The following is a 12,940-nucleotide window of genomic DNA, read 5'->3' as shown; positions in this document are numbered from 1 at the left end:
GGGCGTCACTTTCACGCCGACCGTCGCCGTCGACGGTCTACCCGCGTCAGGCAGCACAACAGATGGTGCGTCAAATGCCCTCATGCGTCCCGCTCTTCCCCTATGTCCAATTATGAACGGACGTCCCCACGCCCGGTCCCAGGCGTCCCCACGCCTGATGAAGCGCTTGCACGGCCGAAGGGCGACCGCAAAGACGCTCCCCGCCCACCGCACGGTTGCGGAGGACGGGGAGATAAATCCTCTGATGCCGAAGCGCCGCGGACAAGTGGTCCGGACCATCGATCAGCTCACATGTCGCACACAGATCCTACAAACCGCCCACGATCAGGACAGCTCCGCGGCCACCACCTCGGCGATCTGCGCGGTGTTGAGCGCGGAGCCCTTGCGCAGGTTGTCCCCGCACACGAAGAGTTCGAGCGCCGTGGGGTCGTCCAGCGCCCGCCGCACCCGTCCGACCCAGGTCGGGTCGGTGCCGACGACGTCGGCGGGGGTCGGGAACTCCCCGGCCGCCGGATTGTCGAACAGCACGACACCGGGCGCCGTGGCGAGGATCTCGCGGGCCTTGTCGACGGTGACCTCGCCCTCGAAGCGGGCGTGCACGGTCAGCGAGTGCGTGGTGATCACCGGCACCCGGACACAGGTGACGGCCACGGGCAGCTCCGGCAGGCCGAGGATCTTGCGGGACTCGTCCCGGACCTTCAGCTCCTCGGAGGACCAGCCGTCCTCGCGCGCCGAACCGGCCCAGGGCACGACGTTCAGCGCGACCGGCTCCGGGAACGGCCCGGTGTGGTCACCGACGGCCCGCCGTACGTCACCGGGGCTGGTGCCCAGCTCCGTGCCGGCGACCAGGGACAGCTGCCGACGCAGGGTGGCCACGCCCGCGCGTCCGGCGCCGCTGACCGCCTGGTACGAGGAGGCGACGAGCTCGCGCAGCCCGAACTCGGCGTGCAGCGCGCCCAGGGCCACGATCATGGAGAGCGTCGTGCAGCTGGGGTTGGCGATGATCCCGCGCGGCCGCATCCGTACGGCGTGCGGGTTGACCTCGGGCACGACGAGCGGCACGTCCGGGTCCATCCGGAACGAGCCGGAGTTGTCGACCACCACCGCGCCCTTGGCGGCCGCCAGGGGCGCCCACCGCTCGGCGACCTCGTCGGGGACGTCGAACATCGCGACGTCGACCCCGTCAAAGGCGTCCTCGGTGAGCGCCATGACCTCGGTCTCCTCGCCGCGCACGGCCAGCTTGCGGCCGGCCGAGCGGGGGGACGCGATCAGGCGGATCTCGCCCCAGACGTCGGCCCGCTGGGACAGGATCTGGCGCATGACCGTGCCGACGGCCCCGGTCGCGCCCACCACGGCGAGCGTCGGACGCCCGGACCTGCCGGTCCGGGCGTCCTGTCGGAGGTGGGCCATCAGCGGCCGGTGCCCCCGTAGACGACCGCCTCGTCGCTGTCGGAGTCGAGCCCGAACGCGGAGTGCACGGCGCGGACGGCCTCGGGCACGTCGTCGGCACGCGTGACGACCGAGATGCGGATCTCGGAGGTCGAGATCAGCTCGATGTTCACGCCCGCGTCGGACAGCGCCTTGAAGAAGTCGGCCGTGACACCCGGGTTCGTCTTCATGCCCGCGCCGACCAGGGAGATCTTGCCGATCTGGTCGTCGTAGCGCAGCGAGTCGAAGCCGATGCCGGCCTTGTTCTTCTCCAGCGCGTCGATGGCCTTGCGGCCGTCGGTCTTCGGCAGCGTGAAGGAGATGTCCGTCAGGCCCGTGGAGGCCGCGGACACGTTCTGCACGACCATGTCGATGTTGAGCTCGGCGTCGGCGATCGTGCGGAAGATCGAAGCCGCCTCGCCCGGCTTGTCCGGCACACCGACGACCGTGACCTTGGCCTCGGAGGTGTCGTGCGCGACACCGGAGATGAGAGCCTGCTCCACCTGCTTTTCCCCTTGCGCTTGCGTCTTCTGGACGATCGGCTCGCTGCTGACCCAGGTTCCCTGGAGTCCGCTGAAGCTGGACCGGACGTGGATCGGGATGTTGTACCGGCGGGCGTACTCCACGCAACGGTGGAGCAGCACCTTCGACCCGGACGCCGCCAGTTCGAGCATGTCCTCGAAGGAGATCCAGTCGATCTTCCGGGCCTTCTTCACCACCCGCGGGTCGGCGGTGAACACGCCGTCGACGTCGGTGTAGATCTCGCAGACGTCGGCGTCGAGGGCGGCGGCGAGGGCCACCGCGGTGGTGTCGGAGCCGCCGCGGCCGAGGGTGGTGATGTCCTTGGTGTCCTGGCTGACGCCCTGGAAACCGGCCACGATCGCGATGTTGCCCTCGTCCACCGAGGTCTTGATCCGGCCCGGCGTGACATCGATGATGCGCGCTTTGTTGTGGACCGAGTCGGTGATGACACCTGCCTGGCTTCCGGTGAACGACTGGGCCTCGTGACCCAGCTTTTTGATCGCCATGGCCAGCAACGCCATGGAGATCCGCTCTCCGGCGGTCAGCAGCATGTCGAGCTCGCGCCCGGCAGGCATCGGGGATACCTGCTCGGCGAGATCGATCAGCTCGTCCGTCGTGTCGCCCATCGCGGAAACCACGGCAACCACCTGGTTGCCGTTCTGCTTCGCTTCCACGATTCGCTTGGCGACGCGCTTGATGCCCTCGGCATCGGCTACGGAGGAGCCTCCGTACTTCTGCACGACAAGGCCCACGTGCGCTCCTCGCTCAATCCGTCTCTATCCGCTCATACGCATTCGTACCGCGGTCGGCTCAGTCTAACGAGCGTCCGAAAATCCCCTCCGCGATGTCGCATGGTGAGATTTCCGGGGTACTCGCTCAGAGCTGCTCATGCCCACCTGGGCACAGGCCACGCGAGAAAGTGCCCGGCGTCACAATCGCCGTCCGGCCGACGCCGGTAAGCCAACTTTCAAGCACTAAGGTTCGGCTGTGCGCGTACTCCTGGTGGAAGACGATGAGCCGGTCGCCGAATCCCTGCGCCGTGGCCTGAAGCGCTACGGCTTCGAGGTCGAGTGGGTGACCACCGGCGCGGCGGCGCTGCGGCACGAGGGCCCCTACGACGTCGTCCTGCTGGATCTGGGCCTGCCGGACACCGACGGCCTGGACGTCTGCAAGGCGCTGCGCGAGCGCGGCGACGTCCCGATCATCGTGATCAGCGCACGCAGCGACGAGACGGACCGGGTGGTGGGCCTGGAGCTCGGCGCGGACGACTACGTCTCCAAGCCGTTCGGCGTCCGGGAGGTCATCGCCCGGATAAGGGCGGTCATGCGCCGCACTCAGGCCCGCAATCCCGTGGCAGGCGCCCCCGCGCCCGGCCCCGACCACTACGGCGCACGCCTGACGATCGACCGCAAGGCCGCCCGGGTGCGCCTCGACGGCGCGGAGGTGGCCCTCGCGCCCAAGGAGTACGACCTGCTGGCCTTCCTCACCGAGGAGCCCGGGGCGCTGATGTCGCGCGAGCAGATCATGGAAGCGGTCTGGGACGCTAACTGGTTCGGGCCGACCAAGACGCTGGACGTGCACGTGGCGGCCCTGCGGCGCAAGCTCGCGGGGGCGATCGCGATCGAGGCGGTGCGCGGGGTCGGCTTCCGGCTGGAGATCGTCAAGGACGACGGGGCTTCATGAACCGGCAGCTCATCCGGAGTTACATCCTCCTGGTCGCGGTGGCCATCTTCCTGTTCACGGTGCCGGTCGCGTTCACCCTCACCAAGCAGCTGCGGGACGACACCAAGCAGTCCGTCCTGCGCGAGGCGAACACGATGGCGCTGCTGCTGAGCAACGGAACCGGGGCCTCGTGCGAGGCCCTGACCGAGGTGGCCAGGGCGTACGGCGACGTACAGGCGACCCCCACCGCCTCCTGTGACCCGAAGCTGCCGGAGCCCACCGCGGACGAGGCGCTGACCCGGGCCACGGAGAAGAACGAGGTGACCACGGACTGGGGTTCCGACTTCGTCTGGGGCGAGCACCTGAAGGTCACCGTCCCCGCGCGGGGCGACGCGGCCGTGAGGATCGTCTACTCGACCTCGGACATGACCAAGCGGCTCTGGCAGATCTGGGGCTTCCGGGCCGGGCTCGCGGTGGTCGTGCTCGCGGCGGCCGCCGCCATCGGCGCGTTCGCCGCCCGCCGTATCACCCGCCCGCTGCGCCAGCTCAACGACATGGCCAGCAAGTTCAGCGACGGCGACCTGACCGCCCGCTCCCCCGTGACGGGCCCGCCGGAGACCCAGACGCTGGCGCGCACCCTCAACCAGGGCGCGGAACGGCTGGACACGCTGATCGCGGCCCAGCGCATCTTCGTGGCGGACGCGTCCCACCAGCTGCGCACCCCGCTCACCGCGCTGCGGCTGTCCCTGGACAACATCGCCGACGGCGTGGACGACGAGTTCGTACGCGAGGACGTGGAGCAGGCGACGGCGGAGGTCGTCCGCATGAGCCGGCTGGTCAACGGCCTGCTGGTGCTGGCCCGGGCCGAGGCCAAGGTGACGGCGGCCGAGCCGCTCCCGCTGATGGACCTGGTGCGGGAACGGCTCGCCGTGTGGAGGCCGGCCGCCGACGAGCGCGGAGTCACCATCGCGCTCAGGAGGAGTATCGACGGCCGGCCGTCTGTGCTGGCCAGCCCCGGTCATCTGGACCAGATGCTGGACAACGTGCTCTCCAACGCCCTGGAGGTGTCACCGGACGGCGGGACGATCACCGTGCGGGTGGACCCCCGGGGCGATGTGGTGGGGGTGTCGGTCCTGGACGAGGGGCCCGGCATGTCGGACGCCGAGAAGTCCCGCGCCTTCGACCGTTTCTGGCGGGGCCAGGGCCTGACCGGGAAGTCCGGCTCCGGCCTCGGACTCGCCGTCGTCCGGCAACTGGCGACGGACGACGGCGGCACCGTGGCGCTGACGGACGCCCCGGGTGGCGGCCTGTGCGTGACGATCACGCTCCGGGCGTCCCACCGGGCGGGCGGCTGAGGCCGCTCAGCTCTCCGGCATCTTCGAGGAGTGGTGGTTCACGATCAGCCACTTCCCGTTCGGCTGCTTCTCGTAGGCGTAGGTGTAGCGGGCCTCGACGGTGCTCTTCTCGCCGGTCTCGTGGTCGGTGAGCGCGAACTCGTACACGCCGGTGTCGATGACGGTGTCCCGGTCGAGGACGTTGACGTGGGACTCGACCTTCGTGCCGACCGGCTTGTTCTTGAGGAAGTGCTCGAAGTAGCCGACGATCCCGGCTCTGTCCGTGCGGACGTCGTTGGAGACTGTCGGCAGCAGCACCGCGTCCTTGGCGTACAGGTCGGCGACCTTCCGCGCGTCGCCGGTCCGCAGCGCGGCGTTCCAGGTGTCGAACAGCCCGAGCACCTGCGCCTCGGTGACCGGCTTGGCGGACTTCCCGCTCCTGCCCCCGGAGTCGGCTCCCGCGACCCCGGCACCGGCGGCGAAGACACCGGCGGCGGCGACGGCCACGGCGGTGGCGACGGCGACGCGCTTGCGTATGGACGTGGCTGCGGGGCGGGTCATGTTCATCTCCGGTGCGATCGAGTGGAGTTGCTGAAGTGACTCCAGACTCGCGTCCCACGGGTTAGGGCCCGTGCAGCCCGCGTACAGGGGCCGTACAGCAAGCCTCCAAATCACGCGGCGTGACGCGGGGCGGGGAGCTACCGTCCGGGGATGGAGATATTGCGCTACGTGGCTTTCAGTACGGATCCCGAGGGCGGCAACCCGGCAGGTGTGGTGCTGGACGCCGCCGGTGCCGACGACGCGGCGATGCTGGCGGCGGCGGCCGAAGTCGGTTACTCCGAGACGGCGTTCGTGGTGGCGTCCGACGACAACACCCTGGACGTGCGGTACTTCAGCCCGCTCGCCGAGGTGTCGTTCTGCGGCCACGCGACGATCGCCACGGCGGTGGCCCACGCGGAGCGGCACGGCACCGGGCGCCTGCTGCTGCGCACCGCGGCGGGCCCGGTCACCGTCACCACCGACCGGTCGGCGGACGGCACCCTCGTGGCGACCCTGGTGAGCGTCGCCCCTCGTACGGCACCGATCGAGGAGGGCGACCTGGCGGAGCTGCTGGCGATCCTCGGCTGGTCCGAGGCGGACCTGGATCCGGCGCTGCCTCCCCGGGCGGCCTTCGCCGGAGCCTGGCACCCGGTCCTCGCCGCCGTGAGCCGGGAGCGGCTGGCCCGTCTGAACTACGACATGGCGGAACTCGGCACGCTCATGGCCCGCACCGGCTGGACCACGATCGACCTGGTCCGGAGGGAGTCACCCACCGTCTTCCACGCCCGCAATCCGTTCCCGCCGGGCGGTGTGCCGGAGGACCCGGCCACGGGAGCGGCGGCGGCCGCGTTCGGCGGCTATCTGCGGGAACTGGGCCTCGTGCCCACCCCGGCCACCCTGACGGTCCACCAGGGCGTGGACATGGGGCGGCCGAGCACGATCACGGTGACGGTACCGGCGCAGGCGGACACCGGAATCGCCGTGACCGGCCCGGCCGTACGGCTCTGACGCGGACCTCTACGTGGCCGGGCGCATGCCCAGCGGTCCCCCGATTTCCTCCGCCATGACCCGGCCCGCCTCGAACTCCAGGGTGTCGTCGCCCATGCCCTGGTCCGTGTCCAGGCCGTCGAGTTCGGCGAGGGGCTGGTTGAGGCGGACGTGGGCGAGGACCGACTGGAGGGCGCGGAGGGTCGCGGAGGCGGTGGAGCCCCAGTTGGAGAAGTAGGAGAACTGCCACCACCACAGGGCCTCCGTGGTGCGGCCGGCGCGGTAGTGGGCCATGCCGTGGCGCAGGTCCGTGATGACGTCCGTGAGGTCGTCGGAGATACGGGCCGGGACCGGTGCCTTGCGGGGCTCGTAGGGGTCGAAGACCTCGGAGTAGACGTCGATCGGGTCGAGGAGACGGGCCAGGTTCTCGCGGAGTTCGTCGACGTCCGGCTCGGGGCCCGGGTCGGGCTCGTAGCGCTCGTCCGGCACGATGTCCTCGTGCGCGCCGAGCCGGCCGCCGGCCAGGAGGAGCTGGGAGACCTCCAGGAGGAGGAAGGGCACGGCCGATTCCGGCTCGTCGCCCTTCGCGACCTCCGTGACGGCGACCAGGAAGCTCTCGACCTGGTCCGCGATCTGGACCGCGAAGTCGTCCGGGTTCTGGTCGGTCGCGTGCAGCGTGGCGTCAGACATCTAGGAGTCGTCTCCCCTCGAAGGCGCGGCCGAGGGTGACCTCGTCCGCGTATTCCAGGTCGCCACCCACCGGGAGGCCGCTGGCCAGGCGGGTGACCTTCAGGCCCATGGGCTTGATCATGCGGGCGAGGTACGTCGCTGTCGCCTCGCCCTCGAGATTGGGGTCCGTGGCCAGGATGAGCTCCGTGACCGTCCCGTCGGCCAGCCTCGCGAGCAGTTCCCGGATCCGCAGGTCGTCCGGGCCCACCCCGTCGATCGGGCTGATCGCGCCGCCCAGGACGTGGTAACGCCCCCGGAACTCACGCGTGCGCTCGATCGCCACGACATCCTTCGGCTCCTCGACCACGCAGATGACGGCGGGGTCGCGCCGGGTGTCGCGGCAGATGTTGCACAGCTCCTCCTGCGCGACGTTGCCGCAGGTCGCGCAGAAGCGAACCTTCGCCTTGACCTCCATGAGGGCCTGGGCGAGGCGCCGTACGTCCGTCGGTTCCGCCTGAAGGATGTGGAAAGCGATCCGCTGGGCGCTCTTGGGACCGACGCCGGGCAACCGCCCCAGCTCGTCGATCAGGTCCTGGACCACGCCTTCGTACAACGGACTGCCCTTCCTGGGTCTTCGAGGTCGTTCGCCACGTACGGCCTTCCCGTACGTACGGTAGTTGTCGGCCGCCCGTCCGAGGAAGGCGGCGGGCGTCTCAGAACGGCAGACCCGGGATGCCGCCGCCGCCCAGGCCCTGCGCGAGCGGGCCCAGCTTCTGCTGCTGGAGCGCCTGCGCGTTCTCGTTGGCCGCCTGGACCGCCGCCACGACCAGATCGGCAAGGGTCTCGGTGTCGTCGGGGTCGACCGCCTTCGGGTCGATCTTCAGGGCGCGCAGTTCGCCGGCGCCGGTGACGGTCGCGGTCACCAGGCCGCCGCCCGCCTGCCCGTCGACCTCCGTCTGCGCCAGTTCCTCCTGTGCCTGTGCCAGGTCCTGTTGCATCTTCTGGGCCTGCTGGAGCAACTGCTGCATATTGGGCTGGCCACCACCGGGGATCACGATCAGCTCCTTGCTCGGTACGGGTTTTCCCGTTCGGCACGAGCCTACGTGGTCAGGCCTGCCGTCGCCCCAGCACTCTTTCGAGTGAGCCCCCCTCGCGCCCTATACCGGATCAAGGAATACTTCCGGGCGGAAAAGTGGCGAAAGCTGCGCCTTCGCCACCCATTGGGGGGTAGGAAGGGTCCGGCGCGTCAGGTGGGTCGTTCGTCGCGCAGTGTGAGTCGGCGTGGACCGCGCGTGGTCGCTCGTGGTCAGTAGGGAGTGCCGGGTGGGTCAGCCGGAGATGCAGCCCGAGGTGCCGCCTCAGGACGGACGGGGCGAGGGGGCGTCCCGGCCGCGGCCGGGCGATCTGACCGGGCGGGCCTTCCCGCTCGGGGACTGGGGCGAGCCGGCGGTCCGGCTGGACGAGCTGTACCGGTGGGTGGAGCGCGGGGCGCTGCGGACGGCTGCCTGGTATCTCGAGGACCGGGTGTGGAAGCGGCGGTGCGCGCGGGTGCTGCGCTGCGGGGCCGCGGCGGGGGCGGTCATCGGCGTCGCGCTGCCCCTGCTGGATCTGACCGGGGTCGCGGGCGGGGTCGCGCCGTGGGGGTGTCTGGCGCTGCTGCTGGGGGTGGCGTGTGTGGCCGCCGACCGGTACTTCGGGGTGACGTCGGGCTGGATGCGGGACGTGGCCACCGCGCAGGCCGTGCAGCGGCGGCTGCAGGCGCTGCAGTTCGACTGGGCGGCGGAGAGTGTGCGGGAGGTGCTGGGCCCTGCGGAGGGGACGGCCGCCGAGGCCGCCGAGCGGTGCCTCGGGGTGTTGCGGAGGTTCACGGAGGATCTGAGTGAGCTGGTCCGGGTGGAGACCGGGGACTGGATGGGCGAGTTCCGGGCCGGGGGTGCGCCGGTGGGGATGCAGGCGGTGGTGCTGTCCGGTGCGGGGCGGGGGGCCGAGGTGGGGGGAGTGAACGGGCGGTTCTCCGTGCCGCCGGGCGGGGGTGCGAGGCCGAACATGCCTCGGCAGCGGCCGCCGGAGCCGCGGTGACTGGTGCTCGGGGTCGTGGCTGAGGGCGGGTGGGTGCGCAGCCCGGCGTTGCGGGGTGCCGCTGCCCCCTAGCGGCACGCATGCCAGCAGCTAGGAAGCATCCTGCGCGCAGAGGATGAGGCCCTCCGGGGTCCAGCACGGTACGTGGCCGTGGGTGCGGGTGACGTCCTGGCCGTTGCCTCGGGAGAGGTACGTCAGGAAGCTCGACGCCAGGGAGTCCGCTGGGGGCCGGCCGTAGGTGTAGGCGTACTCGATCTCGCGGTACGGGTAGCCGCTCGTGCCGTGCTCGATGGCTTCGACGGAGGCGGGGTCGCCGTCCAGGCGCAGCGAGTGCAGGCCCTTCGCCCGGGCGGCCAGGTTGAGTTCGCTGTAGCCGACGGCGCCCGGGAGGCCGGCGACCGTGGTCAGCACCTGTTCCGTGGAGTCGAGTTCGCAGCGGATGACGGCCGCCGTCGGGTCGTCCTTGTGGACGCAGTCGACGGAGGAGTTGGCGATCTCGCCCCGTCCCAGCACCCGGCGCTGGAAGACCTGTCTCGTCCCGGAGCCCGCGTCCCGGCTGACCAGGTGCACGGGCAGGTCCGGGCCGCCGAGCTGCTTCCAGTTGCGGATCTCGCCCCGGTAGAGCCGCCGTACGTCCGCCGTGGACAGGTTTTTCAGGCCCACGTCGTCGTTGACCACCAGCGCGAAGACGGACACCGCCACCCGGTTCTCGCGCAGTTCGGGCAGGCCGGCCGGCTTGGGGCCGTCCGACAGGGCCACCAAGGGCGGTGAGCCCCGTCCGTCCCGTGCCGCCTCGGCTCCGGCCGCCGCGAGCTCCCGGATCCCGGCCGTCGAGCCGTGGGTGTCCACCTCGATGGCCGGGTCGCCGCCGCAGTCCCGCTCGTACTTGCGGGCCACTTCGCGCAGGACGGGCGCGAAGGCGGTCGAGCCGGTGAGGGTGAGGGTGCCGCTCGCGCAGCCGATCGGGGGCGGGGTGTCGTCCTGGACGACGACGATCGCCGCCAGGGTGACCACGCTCACCGTGAGCGCGAGGGTGATCAGCCGCGCCGCCCGGCTGAACAGCGGCGGCTTGTCGTCCGGCGTGGCACTGCGGTTGGGGTGCACCTCGCCGTCGCGCAGGCCGCCGACCAGCCGGATCTCGTCGCCGACATCGCCGCCGGCGAGCAGCACGAGCAGTTTGAAGTGGTCGCCCCGGTTGAGCGGGACACGGGGGATGCGAAGAGTGTTGCCGTCGTAGGCGAAACCGCGGGCGGGGGTGAAGTGGTCCATGAGGTGGTCGGTGTCCGACGGCTGGGTCACCGAGACGCCCCGGACGGTGCGGCCGGCGAACACCGCGGTCAGGCCGTGCAGTTCGGGGCCGGTGTAGTCGTCGCGGTCGATGCCCTGCGAGCCGTCGTTCTCGATGCGCAGCAGGACCAGGGTCGCGTCGGACATGTCCGGGCCCTCGTCGAACAGGCCGAGACGGCGGTTGGCGCGGCCCGAGCGCACGTCGTCGCCGATGGGGTTGTCCATCTGCACGCGGTAGCCGACGCGTTTGCGGCGCGGCACCCGGCGCTCGTACCAGACCATGACGCCCGAGGCGATGATGCCGAGGAGGGCCGTCGCCACGGCCACGAGGTTCTCCGCGCTGAGCCACTCCATCGTGCGTGCCCCCGCCGCCGCCCGGACGAAATCGATCGTCTGGTCACCGTACGGCTGTACGAGCGAGTATCCGGATTTCGTCGGCTTGAATTCGCCGGACGTTCAACGACCTCGTTCAACGACCTCGACGGAACCGGGAGTTGGTCACTGCTTCGAGTACGTCAGCCGCTCCCCGCTGCTCGTGTTCACGCGCTCGAGCGTGAAGTCGGTCAGGAGGGTGACCTCGGTAGCCGCTCCGGGCGTGCAGGCGGTGCGCGGCTGCCCGACGGTCACGGTGGACGGGCCGATCCTCAGCGGGCCGTCGGTGCCCGGGGCATCGGTCAGTTCGCCCTCGAAGACGCAGTGGTAGGTGCCGCCTCCCTTGGTGGGGCCGTCCGCCACGAGGGACAGGACCGTGTCGCCCGGCTCGCCCTGCTGGATGGTCAGGGAGCGGGTGTGCTGTCCGTCGGCGTTGTCGATGGTGGTGGTCCAGGTGCCGAGGTACGCCGTGGGGATCGCGCCGTTCGCCGGGGTGGCGGTGGTGTCCGGCCGCGAGGTCTCCGGGGAGGGGCCGGAGTCCGAGGGAGTGCCGGTGTCCTGCGTGGGCGTGGTCTTGCCGTCGGTCCGGTCACCGTCACCGCCCTGCATCAGCGCGTACACCGAGCCGCCCGCGGCCAGCGCGACGACCAGGGCGATCACGACGAGCAGCGCGGTGGAACGGCCGTTGCGGGGCGGGTCCTGCGGGGGGCCGTAGGGCGGGGGCGTGCCGTACGGCGGTGGGCCGTAGGGCGGGGTGGCGCTGAGGCCGCCGCCGTGGGCGGGGTACGCGGGGGCGGGCTGGGGGTGTTGCTGGGGGTAGCCGTACGCCGGGTGCGGGGGCGGGGCGGCCGGGCCGGGGGCGTGCCGCGGCGGCGGGGTCGTGCCCTGGCCCGCGACCATGGTGGGCAGGTGGTTCAGCGGTGGGCCCTCGCCCGGGCGGCCCGGCGGGGGCGGAGCCGGGGTCGCGGCGGGTGCGGGGGGTGCCTGTGGCACGGGGTTCGGTGACGATTCGTCGGCGGCCGGGGCGTGTTCGGGGGTGGCGTCGTGGCTGTTTTCCGGCTGCGGGCCGGTGGGGGCTGGTCGCGCCCGCGCGGCGGAGCCGCCTGTGTCACTGCCCCGCGCCCCTTGGGTCTCCGGATCCTCCGTCTCCAGCAACCGCACCGCGTGCCGCCCGAGTTGGGCGACCAGGGCGCTCGGCAGCCAGGGGTCGAGGGCGCGGCCGTCGGAGACGGTGTCGTCCGCGCCGGTGCGTTCCAGGACGCGGTCGAGGGTCGGACGGGCGGCCGGGTCCTTGCGCAGGCAGTCGCGTACGAGGTCGGCGATGCCCTCGGGGACGCCCGTCAGGTCCGGTTCCTCCTGGGCGATGCGGAACATCAGCGCGTGCACACCGCTGTTGGCGGTGCCGAAGGGCAGGGTGCCGGTCGCGGCGTAGGCGAGGACGGAGCCGAGGCAGAAGACGTCGCAGGCCGGGGTGATGCGATCGCCCCGCACCTGCTCGGGTGCCATGAAGCCGGGTGATCCGACGAGCGCGCCGGTGCGCGTGAGCCCGCCGTCCGTCACGGTCTCCAGGGCTCGTGCGATGCCGAAGTCGATGACGCGCGGGCTGTCGATGGTGACCAGCACATTGGACGGCTTGAGGTCGCGGTGGACGATGCCGGCGGCGTGGATGTCCCGCAGCGCGTGCGCGAGCCCGGCCGCGAGGATCCGGACCGTCCGCTCGGGCAGGGCGCCGTGGTCGTGCCCCACGACCTGCTGGAGACTCGGCCCGGCGACGTACCCGGTGGCGACCCACGGCACGGCCGCCTCGGTGTCCGCGTCCAGCACCGGCGCCGTCCAGTACCCGCCGACCCGCCGCGCGGCCCGCACCTCCTGCCGGAACCGCTCCCGGAACTCCTCCTGCGCGGCCAGTTCCTCGCGCACGAGTTTCACGGCGACCGTACGGCCGCGCTCGGAGCGGGCCAGATACACCTGCCCCATCCCTCCGGCGCCGAGCCGCGCCAGCAGCCGATAAGCACCGATGCCTACGGGATCCCCGGGCCCCAGCTTCTCCATCGCTCAGC

General features: G+C 71.5%; 12 protein-coding genes. 4 read left to right on the top strand and 8 right to left on the bottom strand.

All coding sequences use genetic code 11. The annotated features are described in order from the left end of the window. Window positions 1–324: 324 nt before the first annotated feature. Together AC07DF_RS14815 and AC07DF_RS14810 are read right to left on the bottom strand one after the other, a co-directional pair. On the bottom strand, window positions 325–1,410 hold the full coding sequence (locus AC07DF_RS14815; RefSeq protein ID WP_478970593.1) for an aspartate-semialdehyde dehydrogenase: 1,086 nt from the start codon (window positions 1,408–1,410) through the stop codon (window positions 325–327). Then, a complete protein-coding gene (locus tag AC07DF_RS14810) occupies window positions 1,410–2,702 on the bottom strand; it encodes an aspartate kinase (protein WP_478970591.1) in 1,293 nt (430 codons plus the stop codon). The genes AC07DF_RS14815 and AC07DF_RS14810 overlap by 1 nt, the downstream gene beginning before the upstream one ends. A gap of 235 nt (window positions 2,703–2,937) precedes the next feature. On the opposite strand from AC07DF_RS14810, the gene AC07DF_RS14805 reads away from it, so the two are divergent. Continuing rightward, on the top strand, window positions 2,938–3,633 hold the full coding sequence (locus AC07DF_RS14805; RefSeq protein ID WP_478970589.1) for a response regulator transcription factor: 696 nt from the start codon (window positions 2,938–2,940) through the stop codon (window positions 3,631–3,633). Further along, window positions 3,630–4,967, top strand: a complete 1,338-nt coding sequence (locus AC07DF_RS14800; RefSeq protein ID WP_478970587.1) for a sensor histidine kinase — start codon at window positions 3,630–3,632, stop codon at window positions 4,965–4,967. Before AC07DF_RS14805 ends, AC07DF_RS14800 begins: the two co-directional genes overlap by 4 nt. Before the next feature lie 6 nt (window positions 4,968–4,973). Here AC07DF_RS14800 and AC07DF_RS14795 read toward each other — a convergent pair whose 3' ends face one another. Next, window positions 4,974–5,507 carry an SgcJ/EcaC family oxidoreductase gene (locus AC07DF_RS14795; RefSeq protein ID WP_478970585.1) on the bottom strand — a complete coding sequence of 178 codons (534 nt, stop codon included), beginning with the start codon at window positions 5,505–5,507 and terminating at the stop codon, window positions 4,974–4,976. 150 nt (window positions 5,508–5,657) lie between these two features. Here AC07DF_RS14795 and AC07DF_RS14790 point away from each other — a divergent pair, with 150 nt between their 5' ends. Further along, window positions 5,658–6,494, top strand: a complete 837-nt coding sequence (locus AC07DF_RS14790) for a PhzF family phenazine biosynthesis protein (protein WP_478970583.1) — start codon at window positions 5,658–5,660, stop codon at window positions 6,492–6,494. A gap of 9 nt (window positions 6,495–6,503) precedes the next feature. On the opposite strand, the gene AC07DF_RS14785 is transcribed toward AC07DF_RS14790, so the two are convergent. From AC07DF_RS14785 to AC07DF_RS14775, 3 genes are all read right to left on the bottom strand, one after another. Next, window positions 6,504–7,163, bottom strand: a complete 660-nt coding sequence (locus AC07DF_RS14785; RefSeq protein WP_478970581.1) for a DUF5063 domain-containing protein — start codon at window positions 7,161–7,163, stop codon at window positions 6,504–6,506. Next, on the bottom strand, window positions 7,156–7,755 hold the full coding sequence (gene recR / locus AC07DF_RS14780) for a recombination mediator RecR (protein ID WP_003991835.1): 600 nt from the start codon (window positions 7,753–7,755) through the stop codon (window positions 7,156–7,158). The genes AC07DF_RS14785 and recR overlap by 8 nt, the downstream gene beginning before the upstream one ends. 100 nt (window positions 7,756–7,855) lie before the next feature. Further along, window positions 7,856–8,197, bottom strand: a complete 342-nt coding sequence (locus tag AC07DF_RS14775; protein WP_078899404.1) for a YbaB/EbfC family nucleoid-associated protein — start codon at window positions 8,195–8,197, stop codon at window positions 7,856–7,858. Window positions 8,198–8,465: 268 nt separating this feature from the next. Between AC07DF_RS14775 and AC07DF_RS14770 the strand changes: the two genes are divergently transcribed. Next, window positions 8,466–9,221, top strand: coding sequence for an SLATT domain-containing protein (locus AC07DF_RS14770; RefSeq protein ID WP_478970578.1), 756 nt, complete (start codon window positions 8,466–8,468; stop codon window positions 9,219–9,221). A 90-nt stretch (window positions 9,222–9,311) separates the two neighbouring features. Here AC07DF_RS14770 and AC07DF_RS14765 read toward each other — a convergent pair whose 3' ends face one another. Both AC07DF_RS14765 and AC07DF_RS14760 read right to left on the bottom strand, forming a co-directional pair. Beyond that, a complete protein-coding gene (locus AC07DF_RS14765; RefSeq protein WP_478970576.1) occupies window positions 9,312–10,862 on the bottom strand; it encodes a substrate-binding domain-containing protein in 1,551 nt (516 codons plus the stop codon). Window positions 10,863–11,006: 144 nt separating this feature from the next. After that, window positions 11,007–12,932, bottom strand: a complete 1,926-nt coding sequence (locus tag AC07DF_RS14760; protein WP_478970574.1) for a serine/threonine-protein kinase — start codon at window positions 12,930–12,932, stop codon at window positions 11,007–11,009. Window positions 12,933–12,940: the final 8 nt, after the last annotated feature.

The organism is Streptomyces sp. NPDC044719 (assembly GCF_056433405.1).
This window is presented reverse-complemented; position numbering and strand designations above follow the sequence as displayed.

Bases quoted from the DNA above. Each gene is read 5' to 3' on its own strand.
- AC07DF_RS14785 (WP_478970581.1), bottom strand. From the start codon at position 7,163: ATGTCTGACGCCACGCTGCACGCGACCGACCAGAACCCGGACGACTTC.
- AC07DF_RS14795 (WP_478970585.1), bottom strand. From the start codon at position 5,507: ATGACCCGCCCCGCAGCCACGTCCATACGCAAGCGCGTCGCCGTCGCC.
- AC07DF_RS14765 (WP_478970576.1), bottom strand. From the start codon at position 10,862: ATGGAGTGGCTCAGCGCGGAGAACCTCGTGGCCGTGGCGACGGCCCTC.
- AC07DF_RS14815 (WP_478970593.1), bottom strand. From the start codon at position 1,410: ATGGCCCACCTCCGACAGGACGCCCGGACCGGCAGGTCCGGGCGTCCG.
- AC07DF_RS14760 (WP_478970574.1), bottom strand. From the start codon at position 12,932: ATGGAGAAGCTGGGGCCCGGGGATCCCGTAGGCATCGGTGCTTATCGG.
- AC07DF_RS14800 (WP_478970587.1), top strand. From the start codon at position 3,630: ATGAACCGGCAGCTCATCCGGAGTTACATCCTCCTGGTCGCGGTGGCC.
- AC07DF_RS14790 (WP_478970583.1), top strand. From the start codon at position 5,658: ATGGAGATATTGCGCTACGTGGCTTTCAGTACGGATCCCGAGGGCGGC.